Origin of the sequence: Streptomyces shaanxiensis (genome assembly GCF_039537145.1) — a bacterium.
Classification (GTDB): Bacteria; Actinomycetota; Actinomycetes; order Streptomycetales; family Streptomycetaceae; genus Streptomyces; species Streptomyces shaanxiensis.
The window spans coordinates 236,132-254,118 of the sequence record NZ_BAAAZY010000007.1; the positions used below are offsets into that span (position 1 = coordinate 236,132).

Genomic DNA, 17,987 nt, shown 5'->3' on the forward strand with positions numbered 1-17,987 from the left:
AACCGCGGTCGTCCTCGGGGGATCCCATACCGGCATGCTCGCGGCCCGCGCACTGGCCGAGTTCGTGGACCGTGTCGTCGTCGTCGAACGCGACGCCCTGCCGGAGGGAGCCGCGCCCCGCAAGGGCCTGCCGCAGGCGCGGCACGCCCACATGCTGTGGTCGGGCGGAGCACAGGCCGTGGCGGAGCTGCTGCCCGGGATCACCGAGGCGCTCCACGACGCCGGGGCGCACCGGCTGCCGGTCACGACGGACATGGTCGCCCTGTCGGCGTGGGGCTGGTTCCGGCGCTGGCCCGAGTCGCACCATGTGATCCTGGCCGGGCGGGACCTGCTGGACGCGACGATCCGCGCGCAGGTCCTCGCGGACGAGCGGGTCGAACTGGTCGAGCGGGCCGAGGCGTTCGGGCTGGTCGGTACGGATGCCGGTACCGGCACCAGTGCGGACGCCCGTACGTCCGCCCGTACTTCCCCTCGCACTTCCGCCCGTACGTCCGCCGCCGTGACCGGCGTACGGATCCGGACGCACGACGGCGCCGAACGCACCCTGGACGCCGGCCTGGTCGTCGACGCCACCGGGCGCGGGTCAGGGGCGCCTCGGTGGCTGTCCGCCCTCGGGCTGCCCGCACCGGAACGGCGCGAGGTCGACTCCGGCCTGGCGTACGCCAGTCGGCTGTACCTCGCCCCCGAGCAGGCCCGGGACGGCTTCCCGGTGATCAATGTGCAGCCAGACCCGCGCGACGGGGGGCCCGGCCGGGCAGGCTTCCTGCTGCCCATCGAGGACGGCCGGTGGATCGTCACCCTGTCCGGAACCCGGGGCGGCGAACCCTCCGCCGACGCCGATGACTTCGTCCGGTTCGCCCGCGAGGAGCTGCGGCACCCGCTGATCGGCGAGCTGCTCGACAGCGCCGAGCCGCTGTCCGACGTGTCGTGCACCCGGAGCACGGTCAACCGCCGGTACTTCTACGAGCGGATGCCGGCGTGGCCGGAGAACTTCGTCGTCCTCGGCGACGCGCTCGCCGCGTTCAACCCGGTGTACGGGCACGGGCTGGCGGTCGCCGCCCAAAGCGCCCTGATCCTGCGGGATGTGATACGCCGTCAGGGCTGGGCCGTGCCAGGAGTGGCGCGCGCGGTGCAGCGGGCGGTGGCCCGTCCGGTCGGCGCGGCCTGGGACATGGCCATCGGGCAGGACGTGTTCTACCCGGGCGCCACGGAGCACGGGCCCACGCTCAGGGAGCGGCTCGTGGCCGCGTACGTCGGCCGACTGATGTACACGGCCACCGGGAACGGCCGGATCGCCCGTCGGGTGACGGATGTGACGTCCCTGGAGCGCGGCGCGGAGGTACTGCTGGCCCCGTCGGTACTGCTGGCGGCGTTGGCGGGCCCACTCAAGCCGGCGTTGAGCGGGCCGCCGTTGACGGCGGAGGAGATGAAGGCGGCGGGGTTGCGGTAGCGGGGGGGGAGGGTGCGCGATTGCTGTGGCCCACGGGGCGAAGACGGCGGGATCGCGACACCCAGCCCGGCCAAGGCGGCGGGATTGCGGCACCGCGCCGGGCGAAGACGGCGGGTTGCGGTAACCCACCGAGCCAAGACGGCAGGATCGCGGCACCCACCCGGCCAAGACGGCAGGATCGCAGCACCCAGCCGGGCGAACACGGCAGGAATGCGGTAACCCACCGAGCCAAGACGGCAGGCTCACGGCGCCCACCCGGCCAAGACGGCAGGATCGCGGCGCCCAGCCGGGCGAACACGGCGGGAATGCGGTAACCCGCCGAGCCAAGACGGCAGGCTCACGGCACTCAGCCGAGCCAAACCGCAGGCTTACGGCACCCCACCGGGCCAAGACGGCAGGATCGGCGCATCCCACCGAGCCAAAGCCGCAGGCTCACAGCACCCCACCGAGCCAAGTCCGCAAGCTCACGGCGCCCCGCCGCCCCGCACCCGCCCCCTGGCAACGTCAGCCGGCGAACGCCGGTTGCGTCAGCCCCTTCCCGGCCCCCGGCACCACGAACACCGACCCCGACAGCGCAGGCGGTGAGGCCAGGCCCACGCGGGCCGTCGTGATGTAGAGGTCGGTCAGGTCGGGACCGGCGAAGGCGCACGCCGTGACCCGGGGTACCGGAAGCGGGATCACCCGGTCCAGCTCGCCGGTCGGCGTGTACCGGCGTACGGCCGCGCCCTCCCACAGGGCCACCCAGACGCAGCCCTCGGCGTCGACGGTGAGCCCGTCCGGGAACCCGGCGCCGTCCTCGACCGTCACGAACGGCCGCCGGTTCGCGACCCGCCCGCCCTCGTGGTCGAAGACGTCGACACGGCGCGTCGGCGAGTCGATGTAGTACATGAGCCGCCCGTCCGGGCTCCAGCCCGTGCCGTTGCTCACCGCCACGTCGTCGAGGATCACGTCGACCGGGCCGTCACCGGTGAGCCGGGACAGGGTGCCGCCGCCCGGCGCCTCGTCGTAGCGCATGGTGCCGGCCCACAGGGAGCCGTCGGGGGCGACGGCGGCGTCGTTGGCGCGGCGGCCGGGGACGGGCTCGTGGTGCAGCCAGCGGAAGCTGTCGTCGGCGTCCAGCAGCCCGACGCCGTCCCGGAGGTTCAGGACTAGGCCGCCGCCGACGCGCGGCTTGACGGCGCCGACGTGCTGCGGGGTCGTACGCACGGAGCGGCGCCCGGAGACCGGGTCGTAGGTGTGGATCCGGGACCCCAGGATGTCGATCCACAGCAGCCGCCCGCTGTCCGGGTCCCAGGTCGGCCCCTCACCGAGCTCGGCTTCCGCCCGCACCGCGACCTCGTACGCCGTCGCGCTCATGCCACGCTCCGGTGCCCGAGGCGCTCCGACAGCTCGGCGGCGCCCTTGGCGGCGAGCTGCTCCAGCTCGACGCGGCGGTCGTCGCTCCAGCGGATCATGGGCACGGAGATGGAGAGCGCGGCGACGACCTTGCCGGTCCGGTCGTGCACCGGTGCCGCCACACACGACACGTCCGGGTTGGACTCCCGGCTCTCGACGGCGATCCCCCGCTCACGAATCCCGGCAAGGGCCTCGCGCAGAGCGCCGGGGTCGGTGATGCTGTTCGGTGTCATGCCGACGAGCTCGGCCCCATCGGGGATCCGTGCGGTCAGCTCCGGGTCGGGAAGGGAGGCCAGCAGCATCTTGCCGACGGAGGTGCAGTGCGCGGGCAGCCGGCGACCGGCGGCCGACACCATGCGCACCGCGTGCGTCGAGTCGACCTTGGCGATGTAGATGACATCGGTGCCCTCGAGGATGGCCACGTGTACGGTCTCGTCGCAGGTCTCGGCGACGGACCGGGCGACCTGCTGCCCCTCGGCCGCGAGGTCGAGCTGCTCGGCGTACCGGCTGCCGAGCTGGTACGGCCGCACACCGAGCCGGTACCGTCCCGGCTGACCCGGCACGGGGACGATGTACGACCGGGCGGCAAGCGTGGTCACCAGCTCGTGCACCGTGGTGCGCGGCAGCTGGAGCTTGCGCACGATGTCGGGGGCGGAGAGCGTGCCGTCCCCGTCGAGGAAGAGCTCAAGAATGTCGAGAGCCCGGGTCACGGCTGGTACAAGGCGTCCCACGTCCGGCGCCCTCCCTTGGGTGTGAGTGAGGCTGCGTTCGAGATTTCAACAGCCGATCGGGATAACGAACACAGGCTACTCAAAGTGCGTTTGCCCCGGCAATGGGCCTGCGCGTTCCGCTCTACGACTTCCCCGCCCGCACATACGTCACATCAAAGTCCGTCGTCCACTCCTCCCCGTCGGCCGACTGCTCCCAGCGGCCCTCGGCCGTGGTGCCGTCGGGGCTGATGGTGACGGTGAGGCGTTGGTGGAAGCCGGGGGCGGAGCGCCACTGGCGCCAGGTTCGGTCGGTGAGGCTGCCCTGGTAGACGCGGGAGACGCTGCGGCCGTCGGCGTAGAGGACGGTGAATTCCTCGGCCGTGTCGTCGTAGCCGATCAGGGTGACGGTGGGGAAGGGGGCGTGGGTGGCCCAGTCGCCGGGGAGGGAGGTGTCGGGGTCGACGTCCGCGTGCTGGGCGAGGAAGGCGCCGCCCTCCAGCCAGGCGAAATCCGTTCGGATCGGGCCGACGGTGCGGTCGGCGGCCCACATGTCCCACTCGCCGACGAACACGTCCAGCTGTCGCATGGCGGGGTGGGGTGTCGGTTGGCGCATCAGGGTCTCCTCTGTTCGAGAGCGGGGTGCTCTGCGGTCAGGGCGGAGCAGTCCGGGTGTCGTCGGGTACTCCCACGCCAGTACGCGGGGTTACTCCCGCTGTCAGACGTCCTCACCGTCCCCGCCCGGCACGGTGTTGTCCATGTCTCCTTCCCTGTCTTCCGCGTCCGGCGCGACCTCCGCGGCCTCCGCGACCTCCGCGTCCTCCAGGAAACTGAGCCGTCCCGCGCGCCGGGGCGTCCTCGTCGTCCATGTCGTCGCCTCCGCGAGCTGGCTCGGGCTCACGCTCGGGCTGCTCGCGCTCGGGATCACCGCGGGCTCGACCGGGTCCGCGGTGACCGTGGCGGCGTCGGTGCGGGCCATGAAGCTGTTCGCCGACTGGCTGCTGCTGCCGGTCGCGTTCCTCACGCTGGTCAGCGGGCTCGTGCTGGCCCTGGGCACGCCGTGGGGGCTGGCGCGGCACCGGTGGGTCTACGTCAAGTTCTGGGTGACCCTGGCCACGACCACCGCCACCGTCTTCGCCCTGCGCCCGGGCGTGAACTCCGCGGTCGGCGCCGTCGCCGCGGGTGGGCCACTGCCCGATGCCGGTGACGTGCTGTTCGGGCCGATCGTGTCGCTGTCCGCGTACGTCTTCATGACGGTGATCTCGATCCTCAAGCCCTGGGGGCTGACCCGGCGGGGGCGGAGGCTGCGCGCCGCGTCCGCCCGGCCCCGTCCCGGCGCCACCGAGCCCGCCCGCCAGGCCGCATGATCGGCTGCTCGCTTCTCCGCCGCCCTGGCAGGATGCGCGCATGGGGAACACACGTGCGTGGCCCGTGCTGCGGACCACGGACCTGGGGGAGGCGCTGGACCTCGCGGAGAAGTTGCTGGCGGTCGCGTCCTGGTACGACCCGACCTGGTGCCATCTGGATGCCTGGGTACACGGCGAGAGCGAGCTGCGACGGCTGACCGACGCCTTTCCCGATGCCCGGGCCACGTCGTACGGGAGCGACGGCGCCCGGTTCCCCGTCAAGGTGTCCGTGGGGATCGAGACCGTCGCCCAGGCCCGTGACGTCCTCGCGACCGGCATGGCGATCCAACGCTGCTTCGTCCTCTGGCACAACCTGAGGTGGCCCCCGGTTCCGGAGCTCGGGCTGGACGAGGAGTACAAGTACGCGGAGCTGGAAGTCGCGTGCAACAGCCACGACATCCACTGCGAGGAGTGGGCACCCGAGCACACCGTCTTCGTCCACGGCCGCCCCGGCCACGACGCACGGGCCGACTGGCTGGCCGAGCGGGTCGGCGCACGGGTGGTCGGGCCCCCCGAGTTCGGCTGGTGACGGTCCCCACCCCCACCCCACCCCTCGGCGGCAACCACCAGCCGTCCGGCGGCAACCAATAACCCCTCCGCGGCAACCACCAGGCGAAGTCCCGTCCCCCACCAAGGGAGTTCGCCATGCGCACCCGCTTGGCGCGTCTCGGCGCGGTACCCGCCGCCGTCGTCGCGTTGATCGCCGCCCCCGCCGTCACCGCCGCCCCCGCCCAGGCCGCCGACCAGTGGAGCCCGCCCGCCAACCTCGTCCAGCCCCTGGGCGAGGTCTGGAACCACGTCGAGTCGACCTACCCCGACCTCTACGGCTTCCGCAACTACGGCTGGGACCAGGTCATGGCCAACAGGGGCAGCGTCAACTACTGCGTCCGCTGGGAATCCGACGCCCCGGTCAGCGCCGCCCTGCGCGACCAGATCCACGCCGACCTGAACAAGCAGTTCGGGAAGTGGACGGCCGCCATGGTCGAGAGCAACGGCACCGGGCACAACGCCTGGCCGTACACCAACGTGCCCGTCAACATCGTCGGCTGGGCCGTCAAGAACCGCTCCACCCTCCAGTGGACCGACAACTCCGTCGACATCTACTCCGGCATCCTGGACAGCGAGGGCGCCCCGCAGTGTGCCCCCGACTGCGGCCGCTTCTTCCACCAGGACGGCAACTACTCCAGGTGCCCGGGCGGTGCCGCCCGCCACTACGACCAGTCCCTCTGGCTGACCAAGGGCTTCCAGGGCGGGGCCGGCGGTGACTGGGGACAACGGGTCGGGCAGGAGTACTTCACCTCGGCCCTGGGGCAGGAGAACATCCACATCTACCTGCATGAAGTCGGCCACACCTTCGGGCTCGACGACTTCTACGACTGGACCCCGACCGGCCAGTGCTGCTTCCTCATGAAGGCCGGATCCGCCGCCCAGATCACCGAGTTCGACAAGTGGATGTTCCGGGACTTCTGGCGGCACCTGAAGAGCCGCTACGGTCTCTGAGCCGCGCACCGGCGCTTGTCGACAGCCCTTGATCGGCAGCGCCTAGCGGCGCGTCTCCCCCAGCACCCCCCTCAACCGCTGCGCCCGCAGCACCAGCTCCAACTCGAAGCGCCGGTCCGGGTCGTCCATCTCGTCGCCCCACAACTCCCGGATCTGGCGCAGCCGATAGCGGACCGTCTGGGGATGAACCCCCAGGCGGGCCGCCACCTCCGGCGCCCCGCCCCGGATCTCCAGCCACGCCAGTAACGTCTCGGCGAGCCGCCGCCCGTGCGTGGGCCCGCAGTGCTCCAGCGGTGCCAGGCACCGCACCGCCAGGTCGTCGATCAGCTCCTCGGGCTGCAGGAGGACCAGCGCCTCCGTGTGCTCCGTGCAGTACAGGACGTCGCCGGCCGGCAGCAGCCGTCGTTCCATCAGGCTTACGGCGGCCTCGGCCCAGCGCAGCGACTTCGCCGCGTCGGCGAGGGCCACCGGGGGGCCGATCGCGCCCGACCAGCCGGTCAGGGCCCGGTGCAGCAGCTCGGGGCGGCCACCGGCTTCCGGCTCGGGGACGACCATGCGCGGCTGCTCGTACTCCATGTCGAGCAACACCCCCTGCCCCACGGCCGGCGCCACCGCCTCCCGCGCCGGGCGCAGCAGCACCCCCACCGCGACCTTCTCGGGCAACGGCCAGCCGATCCGGGCCGCCCGCTCCGTCAGGGCGTCCGCCGGATCCCGGTGGTGTTCGGCCAACAGGAGTTCCATCAGGCGGCGTTGCAGGCGTAAGCGCTCGCCGGCCTGCCGTGCCGCCGCCTCCGCGTAACCCCGCACCGACTGGTCGACGAGGCCGTCCAGATACTCGTACCCCGCGTCCACCAGCTCGTACATCGCGGGCGGCGGAATGTCGACGCGCTGGCCGATCTCGGCGAAACGGCGCCAGGCCAGCCGTACGCCCAGCCGGTAGATCGCCTGGAGGGAGTCCAGGGAACGGCCGTTGAGGCCCTCGCCGCGGCCGAACTCCTGGAAGACGCCCGGCGGGACGGTCGGACGGCCCTCCGACGTCTCCAGGTGCTGGACGAAGACCTCGATCGCACGCCGTATGCCGACCAGGGCCATCGGCTCGCCCGACTCGTCGAGGACGACGGGCAGATTCGGGTACTCGCGCTGGATCTCGCTGAGGATCTCCTGGGCGAGGGCCGGGGCGTCCGCCATGGCCAGCTCCGCGAAACGACGGACCTGGTAGCGGGGTACGTCATGCCAGGCCGAGCGGGTGGGCGCGGCCGGGGAGGGCGGGGAGGGCTGGGAGGTCGCCGAGCGGGTCGCGGCCACGGTCAACTCCCCTGGCCCGCTTGCTCGTACGTGATCAAGGGTGTGTTCGGCTGGTCGGGCGTCGCTTCCAGCAGCGCGACGACGCCGAGCGCGGCGCCCACCGCGAGCACGGCGGCGAGCGCGACGGTCAGCGCGGCGGCGAGCAGTCTGGACATCGCAGGGTCAGCCTCTCTGTCCGGAGGTTCCGGAGTTCCCGGAGGTGCCGGAAGTCCCGGAAGTCGTCCCCACCCCGGTGTCGACAGCCCGATCCCAACCCTTGCGTGTGGGCCCAGTCTCGACAAGCTGTGACAGCGCGTCAAGACATTGACACTCAGTCAAGGTACGCCTACGGTTCCCGGCCCAAGAACGGCCAGGCAACGACCGTGCACCGAAGTGTGCGTCAACCCCCAGGAGTGCCGGATGCGCCGTACCGCCTCACCTCTCTCGTTGATCCTGCTGGGCATCGGCACGTTTCTGCTGGTACTGGCGCCCATGCTGGCCTGGTACGTGACCCCGCGTGCCGCCGTGAACCCCATCGACATCGACACCACAGCCGTTTACAAAGGCACCGGAAGTGTCTTCGACACCGACAAGATCGAGACCGTCCCGGACCAGAACATCACCGTCACCCAGCGGGTGCGCGGCAATGTGGCGGAAAGTGAGCGCAGCGGCAACGCCGTCTGGGACGTGATCACCACCGTCGACACCGACAAGTCGCTGCCGGCCGCCGACCCGCACGACGCGCTGGACTTCACCCCGCACCGCTGGGTGATGGACCGCAGGACCACCAAGCCGGTGCACTGCTGCAAGGAGACGCCGTACATCGAGGGCGAGGCCTATCTGAAGTTCCCGTTCGACGTGCAGAAACGCTCCTACCAGTGGTGGGACAACACCGGCGGGACCACGGTCACCATGCGGTACGACGGCACCGAGAAGATCCAGGGCTACACCGGCTACCGGTTCACCGCCACGGTCGCGCCCCGCAAGGTCGGCACCCGACTCGTCCCCGGCAGCATCGTCGACGAGCCGGACCGTCCGCAGGTGCTGGCCGAGGAGTGGTACTCCAACCACGGGTTCAAGCTGGTCGTGGACCAGCGCACGGGACGGGTGATCTACGCCCAGACCGGCCCGCGCCGCACACTGCGTGCGCCCGGCGGCGACAAGGACGCCGCGGTGCTGCTGGACAGCGAGAAGATCGCTTTCACGCCGGCCACGCAGAAGGAGGCCGTGCGGCAGGCGAAACGGGACAGCGGGCTGCTGCGCATGGTGGGCGAGACGCTGCCGGTCGGGACTGCTGTGGCAGGATTCGCGCTTGCGGTGGTAGGTGGGGTTTTGGTGGTACGAGGAAGGAAGCGGCCGGAAGCTCCCGGTACGGTCGAGATGCCCCAGCCCTCGCTCACAATGTGACGTGACGTCAGCTCTAATAAAGCCGGAAATTGTCACGCCGGTGAGTAGCCCTGGCGAACGGCTGGGCGAAAACTGTCCAACCCCACCCGGACACAGCCTGTCCACACCCCACGCAAAGCGACCCTAAGAGACCCAGAAAACTCGGTTTCCCCCACAGGAACCCAAACCCTCACTCCCCCACGCCGAGTTCCGCACCCTGAGACGAGTTGGAGCACCCATGCCCCAGCACGTGCCTTCCCCGCTGCGCGCCAGTCTCCCCCCGGCACCGCAGCACTCCCCGGCGCACCCCCCACATCCGCGCCGAATCGTTTTTCTCGCCCATCGTGACCTGGGCAACGAGGCCGCCGGCGGCTCCGAGCTGCTGGTCGACCGGCTTGCCGACGGGCTGACCCGGCTCGGCCACCAGGTCACCCTGCTGTGCGGGGGCCCCGCGGCCTACCGCGACTACCGGGTCGTGTCGGCCGGCGGTTCCTACGGCCACTATCTGCGCGCCAGATCCGCCTTCGCCCGTCAGGTCGGCGACTGCGATCTGCTCGTCGAGGTCTGCAACGGAATGCCGTACTTCGCCCCCCTGTGGCATCGCGGGCCGACCTTGACCCTGGTCAACCATGTGCACACCGATCTGTGGAAGATGCGGTTCGGCGGGGCGCTGGCGCCTGCCGCCCGACTCGGCCGAAGACTTGAGCACTGGGCGCTGACCGGGGCGCAGCGGCGGAGTCTGCTGGTTGCCGTGTCGCCGTCCACGGCGCAGGCGCTGCGCGGGATCGGCGTCGAGCGGGAGCGTATCCGTGTGGTGCACAACGGGGTCGAGGAGCCGGGGCCGCGTGCCGATCGGTCCTCCGAGCCGTTGTTCGTCGCCGTCGGGCGGCTTGTCGAATACAAGCGGATCGATCTGCTGCTGCGGTTGTGGGAGCGGGTGCGGCCCGTTACCGGTGGGCGGCTGGTCATTGTCGGGGACGGGCCCGAGCGTCAGCGGTTGGAGCGGCTCGCCGGGCCCGGCGTCGAGTTCACCGGGCATGTCTCCGAGGCCGAGAAGCACCGGCTGCTGTGCGAGGCCTGGTTGCTGATGCATCCCTCTGCCGTGGAGGGGTGGGGGCTTGTCGTGACCGAGGCCGCGACTCGGGAGACGCCGACCGTCGCCTTTGATGTGCCTGGGCTTCGGGATTCCGTTGTGGACGGGGAGACCGGTGTGCTTGCCGCCGGGGAATCGTCCTTCGCGGCTGCGTGGTGCACGCTGGCGTTGTCCGGGCATCGGCGGGAGTTGATGGGGAAGGCCGCGCGGGATCGTTCTGCTCGGTATCGGTGGGATCGGACTGTGCGGCAGTTTCTTGCCGTTGCCTCGGAGGCGGCGGCTCGGCGAGGCGGAGCAACGTGACGCCTAAACGCCATGTCGGTGAGGTTGTCTCGCGGCTGCGGGAGCGTCGTGGCTGGTCGCGCCCCCGCGGCGGAGCCGCAAATGTCACAGCCCCGCGCCCCTTCAGGGGCGCTCCACGGACCGGCCATATGAAGGACCCCTCTTTTCGGCGGTCCCTTGCCCTCTTCCGGGCCTTCCTTCATGAGCAGGACGATCCTGAAGCCTGCTACTCGCTGCTCGCCCGTGATGCCGCCGATCAGGTCGAGGCCTACGACGGGCCCGTCGCCGGGCGTACCGTCGTGGACGTCGGTGGGGGGAGTGGGTACTTCACCGAGGAGTTCCGGCGGCGCGGTGCGCAGGCCTATCTCTTCGAGCCGGACCTCGCAGAGATAGGTGAGAAGCCTCCCGACGGAGCCGTTGTCGCCGACGGGTATCTGCTGCCCCTGCGGGACGGCGTCGCCGACGTCACCTTCTCCTCCAACGTGCTGGAGCACGTGGCCGATCCGGAGACCTTTCTGAGTGAGTTGGCGCGGGTCACTCGGCCCGGTGGGCTGATCTACGTGTCGTTCACCAACTGGCTGTCCCCCTGGGGCGGCCATGAGTGGGCCCCCTGGCACTACCTCGGTGCCGAGCGGGCCCGTGCTCGCTATCGGCGGCGTACCGGACGGGACGCCAAGCACACCCTCGGCGAGAACCTCTTCGCCGTGCACATCGGTGCCACCCTGCGGCAGGTCCGCGCCCGCGACGACGTCGAGGTCGTGTCGGCGCGCTCCCGCTACTGGCCGTTCCTCGCGGAGACCGTCGTCAAGGCGCCCGGCATACGCGAGTTCGCCACCTGGAACCTCCTCCTCATCCTCAGGCGGTGTCCACCATGACGACGACCACGGTCCAGGCTCCTCCCCCGGCAGCCGTGCCCTCCTCTGCGCCTGCCGCGGGCCCCCCGGAGGGCCCGCGGTCGCGGCGCTGGCTGCTGGGGTTCTGGGCCGTGGTGTTCGTGCTGTTGCTGGCGGTGCAGCCGGGGCGGCAGACGTTCGACACCAAGCTGGGTGTGACCGTCGATCCGGGGCAGTTCTTCGCCGACCTCGGCCAGTTGTGGCAGGACGAGGGCAGCTTCGGCGGGATCCAGAACCAGTACTCGGGCTATCTGTGGCCGATGCTGCCGTTCTACTGGCTGGCCGATGTCGTACGGCTGCCGGTGTGGCTCGCGGAGCGGTTGTGGCTGTCGCTGATCGTGTCCGTCGCCTTCTGGGGTGCGCTGCGGCTGGCCGAGCGGCTGCGGGTGGGCAGCGGAGGGTCGCGGCTGGTGGCCGCGGTCGTCTACGCGCTGTGGCCCGTCTTCACCATCATCGTGGGGTCCACGTCCGCCGCCGCGCTGCCGGGTGCTTTCCTCCCGTGGGTGCTGCTGCCGCTGACCGACGAGCGGTACGCCGCGCGGGTCGCCGCCCTGCGGTCGGCGCTGATCATCCCCTTCATGGGTGGCGTCAACGCCGCCTCCACGCTGGCCTCGCTGCTTCCCGTCGGGCTGTATCTGCTGTCCCGCCCGGCCGGGCCACGGCAGCGGAAGCTGATCGCGTGGTGGGTGCCCGGAGTGATTCTGGCCACCGCCTGGTGGGTCATCCCGCTTCTGCTCCTCGGCACCTACGGCGAGAACTTCCTTCCGTACGTGGAGAATTCGCAGACCACCACCGAGACCATGTCGGCGACCGAGGCCCTGCGCGGGGCCGGGAACTGGGTCGCCTATCTGCACTTCGGGGAGGCCTGGCTGCCGGCCGGCTGGACCGTCGCCGCGTCCGCCGGCGTGATCGTCTGCTCGGCACTGGCGGCCGGGCTGGGGCTCGCGGGGCTGGCACGGCGGGACATGCCGGAGCGACGGTGGCTGGTGCTGACCGTGGTGACCGTCGCGCTGGTCCTGCTCGCCGGGTACGGCGGGGCGTTCGGCGCGCCCTTCCACGGGGTCGTGCAGGACTGGCTGGACGGCGGACTCGTCCCCTTCCGGAACATCTACAAGTTCCAGACGGGGCTCGCCCTGGCGCTCGTGCTCGGGATCGCCCACCTGGTGGGTGTGGCGGCCGAGGCGCGTGGGACCCGGCGCGTGCCGGGGCGGCGGTTCGCCCCGCTGATCGCGGCGGTTCTCATCCTCCCCGGGCTGATGTGGCCGTATCTCAACGGCTCGATCCTCAACCCCGGGTCCTTCAAGGAGATCCCCAAGTACTGGCAGGCCACGGCCGACTGGCTGGAGAAGTACTCCCCCGACGCCCGCGCCCTCGTCGCCCCCGCGACCGCGCACGGCATCTACACCTGGGGCTCCACCATCGACCAGCCCCTCGACGTCCTGGCCGACTCGCGCTGGGCCCAGCGCGACTACGTCCCCTTCGGCACCCCCGGCAACCGGCGCGCCATGGACGCCGTCGAGCAGGCGCTGACCAGCGGCGGCCAAGTGCCGGGGCTGGCCGACTACCTGAGCCGGGCGGGTATCCACTACGTCGTCGTCCGCAACGACCTCGATCCCGACCAGATCGGGCAGGTCCCCACGACGACGGTGCAGCGGACCCTCGAACAGTCCGGGTACGAGCGGGTGACGGGCCTCGGGCCGGTCATGACCGTCGGGACGATCGCCCCGAACACCCCGCTGCAGGTGGAGGGGCTGTATCCGCGGCAGCGGGCGGTGGAGATCTACAAGCCGGTGAGCGCGGACGTGCCGCGCCCGCACCAGGCCGGGCTACAGCCGGTCGCCGACACGGCCGTCGTCTCCGGCGGTCCGGAGGCGCTGCTGCCGCTGGCGCCGGAACTGCGGGGCCGGGCAAGCGTGTTGACCGGCGACAACCATCCCGGCCTCGGCTCACCGCCGGTGCAGGTGGTCGGTGACGGGCTGCGGCGCGCGGACACCCGGTTCGGGCTGATCAACGCGGGCACGTCGTACACGTACACGCGCGACGAGCGCAACGCGCCCGACGCCGCCCAGGACGCGGGCGAGAAACCGCACCAGATCCTGCCGACCACCGGCCTCGACCACCAGACGGTGGCCGAGCTGCGCGGGGCGCGGTCGGTGACGGCGTCGTCGTACGGCAGCTGGCTCTTCCATCTCCCGCAGTTCGACCCGGTCAACGCCTTCGACGGCAACCCGGACACGGCCTGGACCGAGGGCTCGGAGGGGTCGCCGGACGGGGAGTGGCTGCGGATCGCCTTCGCGGGCGGCTCGTACGACATGCCGTCGTCGTTCAAGGTCACGCCGCTGCCCCAGGAGGGTGTGCGGGAGGCGCCGACGCGGGTGCGGGTGGAGACGGAGAAGGGTTCGGTGAACACCCTCCTGCGGCCGGACGGCAGTACGCAGACCGTCAAGGCGCCTGCGGGCGCGACCGGTTGGATGAAGCTGACGATCACGGACTCCGTGTCCCGGCGGGTCGGCCTGACCGGAGCCGGGTTCTCCGAGATCGACCTGCCGGACGTGCAGGTGACCCGGCTGCTGCGCCTGCCCACCGACGCCAAGGACTCCGGTGCGGCCGCCGAGATCGTCTCCCTCTCCCGTACGGCCGACCCCACCGGGCTGTCCCCGACGGGCACGGAGGCCGGCCTGCACCGGCGCTTCACCACGTCCACGGCGGGGACGTACGAGATGCGGGCGAGCGCCGTGCCGGTGCCGAGCGAGGCACTGGACAAGCTGCTGTACGAGGTGGCGCCGGACCAACGGAACCGGATCGTCGCAACCGCCGACTCCACGGCACGGCTGGGGGCCGGCCTGTCGCCGCGCAACCTCACCGACGGCGACCTGACCACGGCGTGGATCGCGGGCGACCGGCCGACCATCCACCTCGGCTGGCCCGGCAAGCAGGCCGTGGGAGAAGTCGTGCTCGCGCCGGCCGGCGGGCTGTCCACCCGTCCCACCGAGGTGCACATCAGCTCCCCGGACGGCGCGGCCATCGCGGGCGTCGACGAGAACGGCGTGGTCCGCTTCCCGCCGATCACCACGGACCGCCTGGACATCACGATCACCCAGACCGCGCCCCTGACCCTCTACAACCCGATGGTGGGCGAGGACCTGCAACTGCCCGTGGGCCTGACCGAGGCCTACGTCCCGGCCCTCGACCAGTACCGGACCCCGAAGCCGAGGGACACCCGGCCGTTCTCGCTCGCGTGCGGGAAGGGGCCGGTGGTGTCGGTGGACGGGGAGCTGTACGAGACGAGCGTGCGGGGGACCGTACGGGATCTCGTGGAGCGGCGACGGGTCGATGTGACGCTCTGTCAGCGTGGCCGCGACGACGACGGGCTGCAGCTGTCCGCCGGTGCCCATCAGGTCGAGGGCGGGGACGGCGGGCCCCTCGCGCTCACCGACGTGACGCTGACGCGCGGCACGGTCGCCGACGCCTCGACGGCCGCGCGTGAGCTGGGGATCCGGGACTGGCTCGGCGACCGGCGCGCGGTGACCGTCGGGTCGGGGGCGGCGAGCTACCTGACGATGTACGAGAACTTCAACGACGGCTGGCGCGCCACGCTGAACGGCGAGGAACTGACGCCGGTACGGCTGGACGGCTGGCAGCAGGGCTGGCGGATCCCGGCGGGTGCCGGCGGCACCGTCGAGCTGTCGTACGAGCCCGCGGTGACCTACGAGGGCGGGCTGATCGGCAGCGCGGTCGCACTCGCGCTGCTGGCCGGGCTGGTGCTGTGGCGCCGGCGCGCCCCGAACCCCGACGAGCCGCAGGCCGCTCCGCCGCTGCCGGGGCTGTGGCTGGGCACGGTGGCCGTGACGGTGGTGGCGGTGTTCATCGCCGGGTGGTTCGCGCTGCTGGTGCCGGCGCTGGCGGTGGTGGCGTGGCGGAGGCATGCGCTGCTGGTGCCGGTCGCGTTCGTGGCCCTCGCGGGTGCGGGGGTCGCCGCGGCGGTCGGGGCCGGGGAGCCGGTGGGAGTCGGCGAGGGCGCCTTCGGGCGGACCGCCCAACTGCTCGCGCTGGTCGGCTTGTTCGCGGGCGTGGTGAGTGTGCGGGAGCGGGAAGGGACGGCCGGAGCGGCACTCCTGCCGCCGGTCTCTGGAGGTGGCGCCACGGCCGGCGGCCCGCCGGAAGCGCCGACGCGGCCGTTGCCGCACCGGGAGCGGGGGCGCAGTCCGCTGGGCACCGAGCCGCCCGAGGGCCCCGGAGCCCCTGGGCCTTCCGAGCGCTCCGGTCCGACTGCACCGAGGCCCGACTCGGGGCCGACCGTCTCCGCGCGCGGCCCCGGCGGACCGGAGGCGGATCCGCCGACCGCGCGGATCGCGCCCCGTGATCCACGACTCCGGGCGACCGGGCGGCCCGAGGACGCGGCGGCGTCCGACGACACCGGGAAGGGCGAAGCCACATGACCGCACTGCAGCAGCCCGCACGCGCCGAGGGTCCGCTTCGGCCGCCGGTTCGTGTCCCGTTCCCCGTCGTGGACGAGGTCGCCCGGCACTGCCTGCAGGAGGAGGAGCCGGAGACGGTTCACATCGAGGTCCATCTGCCGGGGCGGCTGGATGCGGGGCGACTGCGTACGGCCTTCACCGAGGCGCTGCGCCGGCATCCGCGGATCCTCATGCGGGAGGCGCCGGGGCGGTGGTACCGGCGCCGGTACGAGTGGGAGCTGACGGCGGAGCCGGACGTGGAGGTGGTGGGCTTTCCGGTGCCGGGGAAGGACGCGTTGCGGGATGCGCGGACTCGGGCGCTGACGGAGGCGCCGCCGTTGTCCTTGTCGCCGCCGATCCGGTTGGAGGTGGTGGAGGGGGCGGGGGCGGGGGCGGTCGAGGGGAGCGAGGCGACTGATGCCGTAGGTGTGCAGCTGCGCGGAGCCGACGGTCCACGGCCACGGCCGGCACAAGGAACCGTCCTCTTCCTCACCATCAACCACACCGCCCTCGACGGCCCCGCCTGCCTCCGCGTCCTCGCCACCGCCGCCGAGCTCTACAGCGGCAAGGACAACTCCCCCGCCGCACCGCCCGTGCGCACGGCCTCCGAAACCCCGGAACTCCCCGAAGCCACCCCCTCCAACTGGTCACCCCCCGCCCGGGTGGCCCCCGGCACGCCCGAGCCCTGCCCCGGCAACGGCATGCTCGTCACCGAGCTCCCCCTCCCCCACCGCCCCAAGGGCTCCCCCTACACGGTCAACGACCAGCTCATGGTCACCACGGCCCTGACCATCGCCCACTGGAACAGAGAACACGGCGCCGACCCACGCCCCCTGCGCATCACCATGCCCGTGGACGACCGCCCCCGCGACGCCACCATGCCCATCGGCAACGGCACCCGCCTGGTCGAAGTACCGTTCAGCCCCGAGGAGTTGGCCGCCCACGCCCCGGCCGACATGCCCGCCCTCCTGCACCGCACGGCCACCCGCACCCGTGCCCTCAAGTCCCTACCCCGCCCCCAACTCGGCCACGGCGCCTCCCTCCTCACCGCCCCCTGGGCCCCCGTCTCCGTGCGTGCCGCCCTCACCCGCGGTCTGCGCAGAGCCGCCGCGCCCTGGACCTCGACGACCCTCCTCAGCAACATCGGCCGTATCCCGTACCCCCTGGACTTCGGCGAGGAGGGCGGCCGGGCGCACGCCGTGTGGTTCTCGGCGCCCGCCCGGATGCCCCGCGGCCTCACCGTCACCACGGCCTCCACGGCGGGCCGCCTGCACCTCGCACTGCGCTGGTCGCGGGCCCTGCTGAGCCACGGCGACGGCGCCCACCTGAGGGACCTCTTCGAGCACTACCTGCACACCACGGAGGTGACCCCGTGACGACCTCCCCCGTGAAACCCCCCGAACTGCGCGACTTCTACGAGAACCCCGCCGTGCCCGTCGCCTCCGGCAGCCCCCGCAGCCGCCGCCAGGCCCGCATGCTGGCCGAAGCCCTGGGCCCGGCGACCGCCGAACGGACGCGCACGATCGTCGACATCGGCTGCGGCGACGGAACCGCCGCGGCCACCGCCGCCCCCTTCCTCCCCGGCCACCGCATCGTCGGCATCGACTGGTCCCAGGACGCCCTGCGCCGGGCCCGCACCCGGATCCCGTACGCCGTCCGCGGTGAACTCACCGGCGGCGGGCTGCCGCTGCGGTCCGGCTCCGCCGACGCCGTGCTGTTCAGCGAGGTGATCGAGCACCTCGTCGACCCGGACGCCGCGCTGGACGAGATACGCCGGGTGCTGCGCCCGGGCGGCCATCTGATGCTCTCCACCCCGAACCTGGCCGCCTGGTACAACCGCGGTCTGCTGCTGGCCGGGGTGCAGCCGGTGTTCTCGGAGGTCAGCCTGCGAGGGATCCACGGCCGGCCGGGAAAGGAGGTCGTGGGGCATCTGCGGCTCTACACCGCCCGGGCGCTGCGCGAGTTCGTGGCCGCGTCCGGCTTCGAGGTCGTATGCCTCGCGGGCGCCCCCTTCCACGGCGTACCGCGCCCGCTGCGACCCCTCGACCGGCTGGCCTGCGCCAGGCCATCGCTCGCGTCGATCCTGCTGCTGCACGCACGACGGACCTAGGGGGGTGGACCGATGTGGTGGGGA

General features: G+C 72.1%; 15 protein-coding genes. 10 read left to right on the forward strand and 5 right to left on the reverse strand.

Annotation, left to right across the window (positions count from 1 at the left end):
* Window positions 1-34: 34 nt before the first annotated feature.
* Window positions 35-1,450 (forward strand): NAD(P)/FAD-dependent oxidoreductase, encoded by a 1,416-nt coding sequence (locus tag ABD932_RS10225; RefSeq protein ID WP_425587447.1) that lies wholly within the window; start codon window positions 35-37, stop codon window positions 1,448-1,450.
* 504 nt (window positions 1,451-1,954) lie between these two features.
* On the opposite strand, the gene ABD932_RS10230 is transcribed toward ABD932_RS10225, so the two are convergent.
* The 3 genes from ABD932_RS10230 to ABD932_RS10240 all read right to left on the reverse strand — a co-directional run bounded on the left by ABD932_RS10230 (window position 1,955) and on the right by ABD932_RS10240 (window position 4,168).
* Window positions 1,955-2,806 (reverse strand): SMP-30/gluconolactonase/LRE family protein, encoded by an 852-nt coding sequence (locus ABD932_RS10230; RefSeq protein ID WP_345010908.1) that lies wholly within the window; start codon window positions 2,804-2,806, stop codon window positions 1,955-1,957.
* Window positions 2,803-3,576 carry an IclR family transcriptional regulator gene (locus ABD932_RS10235; protein ID WP_345010911.1) on the reverse strand — a complete coding sequence of 258 codons (774 nt, stop codon included), beginning with the start codon at window positions 3,574-3,576 and terminating at the stop codon, window positions 2,803-2,805. Before ABD932_RS10235 ends, ABD932_RS10230 begins: the two co-directional genes overlap by 4 nt.
* Window positions 3,577-3,697: 121 nt before the next feature.
* Window positions 3,698-4,168, reverse strand: coding sequence for a hypothetical protein (locus ABD932_RS10240; RefSeq protein ID WP_345010913.1), 471 nt, complete (start codon window positions 4,166-4,168; stop codon window positions 3,698-3,700).
* Between the two features lie 142 nt (window positions 4,169-4,310).
* Between ABD932_RS10240 and ABD932_RS10245 the strand changes: the two genes are divergently transcribed.
* The 3 genes from ABD932_RS10245 (at window position 4,311) to ABD932_RS10255 (ending at window position 6,458) form a co-directional block, all read left to right on the forward strand.
* Entirely contained in the window at window positions 4,311-4,919 is a 609-nt protein-coding gene (locus ABD932_RS10245; RefSeq protein ID WP_345010915.1) for a DUF2269 family protein, read from the forward strand.
* A 40-nt stretch (window positions 4,920-4,959) separates the two neighbouring features.
* Entirely contained in the window at window positions 4,960-5,487 is a 528-nt protein-coding gene (locus tag ABD932_RS10250) for a hypothetical protein (RefSeq protein WP_345010917.1), read from the forward strand.
* Window positions 5,488-5,603: 116 nt separating this feature from the next.
* Window positions 5,604-6,458, forward strand: a complete 855-nt coding sequence (locus ABD932_RS10255; RefSeq protein WP_345010919.1) for a hypothetical protein — start codon at window positions 5,604-5,606, stop codon at window positions 6,456-6,458.
* A 42-nt stretch (window positions 6,459-6,500) separates the two neighbouring features.
* Here the strand turns inward: ABD932_RS10255 and ABD932_RS10260 are convergent, their stop codons facing one another.
* Both ABD932_RS10260 and ABD932_RS10265 read right to left on the reverse strand, forming a co-directional pair.
* The gene (locus ABD932_RS10260; RefSeq protein WP_345010921.1) at window positions 6,501-7,763 is read right to left on the reverse strand and encodes a PucR-like N-terminal domain-containing protein; all 1,263 of its coding nucleotides are present in this window, start codon (window positions 7,761-7,763) and stop codon (window positions 6,501-6,503) included.
* A 2-nt stretch (window positions 7,764-7,765) separates the two neighbouring features.
* Window positions 7,766-7,918: a hypothetical protein gene (locus ABD932_RS10265; RefSeq protein ID WP_167348315.1), complete on the reverse strand. Its 153-nt coding sequence runs from the start codon at window positions 7,916-7,918 to the stop codon at window positions 7,766-7,768.
* A 244-nt stretch (window positions 7,919-8,162) separates the two neighbouring features.
* Between ABD932_RS10265 and pgfA the strand changes: the two genes are divergently transcribed.
* The 6 genes from pgfA to ABD932_RS10295 all read left to right on the forward strand — a co-directional run bounded on the left by pgfA (window position 8,163) and on the right by ABD932_RS10295 (window position 17,963).
* Window positions 8,163-9,149 (forward strand): cell envelope lipid trafficking protein PgfA, encoded by a 987-nt coding sequence (gene pgfA, locus ABD932_RS10270; protein ID WP_345010924.1) that lies wholly within the window; start codon window positions 8,163-8,165, stop codon window positions 9,147-9,149.
* 217 nt (window positions 9,150-9,366) lie between these two features.
* A complete protein-coding gene (locus tag ABD932_RS10275) occupies window positions 9,367-10,524 on the forward strand; it encodes a glycosyltransferase family 4 protein (protein WP_345010926.1) in 1,158 nt (385 codons plus the stop codon).
* 128 nt (window positions 10,525-10,652) lie between these two features.
* Window positions 10,653-11,378 (forward strand): class I SAM-dependent methyltransferase, encoded by a 726-nt coding sequence (locus ABD932_RS10280; protein WP_345010928.1) that lies wholly within the window; start codon window positions 10,653-10,655, stop codon window positions 11,376-11,378.
* The gene (locus tag ABD932_RS10285; protein WP_345010930.1) at window positions 11,375-15,835 is read left to right on the forward strand and encodes a DUF3367 domain-containing protein; all 4,461 of its coding nucleotides are present in this window, start codon (window positions 11,375-11,377) and stop codon (window positions 15,833-15,835) included. Before ABD932_RS10280 ends, ABD932_RS10285 begins: the two co-directional genes overlap by 4 nt.
* On the forward strand, window positions 15,832-17,229 hold the full coding sequence (locus ABD932_RS10290) for a condensation protein (protein WP_345010932.1): 1,398 nt from the start codon (window positions 15,832-15,834) through the stop codon (window positions 17,227-17,229). Before ABD932_RS10285 ends, ABD932_RS10290 begins: the two co-directional genes overlap by 4 nt.
* Window positions 17,226-17,963 carry a class I SAM-dependent methyltransferase gene (locus tag ABD932_RS10295; RefSeq protein WP_345010934.1) on the forward strand — a complete coding sequence of 246 codons (738 nt, stop codon included), beginning with the start codon at window positions 17,226-17,228 and terminating at the stop codon, window positions 17,961-17,963. Before ABD932_RS10290 ends, ABD932_RS10295 begins: the two co-directional genes overlap by 4 nt.
* Window positions 17,964-17,987 lie beyond the last annotated feature (24 nt).

Excerpts from the sequence above, each read along its gene's own strand:
- ABD932_RS10225 (WP_425587447.1), top strand. The coding sequence starts at position 35 with ATGCTCGCGGCCCGCGCACTGGCCGAGTTCGTGGACCGTGTCGTCGTC.
- ABD932_RS10230 (WP_345010908.1), bottom strand. The coding sequence starts at position 2,806 with ATGAGCGCGACGGCGTACGAGGTCGCGGTGCGGGCGGAAGCCGAGCTC.
- ABD932_RS10240 (WP_345010913.1), bottom strand. The coding sequence starts at position 4,168 with ATGCGCCAACCGACACCCCACCCCGCCATGCGACAGCTGGACGTGTTC.
- ABD932_RS10245 (WP_345010915.1), top strand. The coding sequence starts at position 4,311 with ATGTCTCCTTCCCTGTCTTCCGCGTCCGGCGCGACCTCCGCGGCCTCC.
- ABD932_RS10250 (WP_345010917.1), top strand. The coding sequence starts at position 4,960 with ATGGGGAACACACGTGCGTGGCCCGTGCTGCGGACCACGGACCTGGGG.
- ABD932_RS10255 (WP_345010919.1), top strand. The coding sequence starts at position 5,604 with ATGCGCACCCGCTTGGCGCGTCTCGGCGCGGTACCCGCCGCCGTCGTC.
- ABD932_RS10265 (WP_167348315.1), bottom strand. The coding sequence starts at position 7,918 with ATGTCCAGACTGCTCGCCGCCGCGCTGACCGTCGCGCTCGCCGCCGTG.
- pgfA (WP_345010924.1), top strand. The coding sequence starts at position 8,163 with ATGCGCCGTACCGCCTCACCTCTCTCGTTGATCCTGCTGGGCATCGGC.
- ABD932_RS10275 (WP_345010926.1), top strand. The coding sequence starts at position 9,367 with ATGCCCCAGCACGTGCCTTCCCCGCTGCGCGCCAGTCTCCCCCCGGCA.
- ABD932_RS10280 (WP_345010928.1), top strand. The coding sequence starts at position 10,653 with ATGAAGGACCCCTCTTTTCGGCGGTCCCTTGCCCTCTTCCGGGCCTTC.
- ABD932_RS10285 (WP_345010930.1), top strand. The coding sequence starts at position 11,375 with ATGACGACGACCACGGTCCAGGCTCCTCCCCCGGCAGCCGTGCCCTCC.
- ABD932_RS10290 (WP_345010932.1), top strand. The coding sequence starts at position 15,832 with ATGACCGCACTGCAGCAGCCCGCACGCGCCGAGGGTCCGCTTCGGCCG.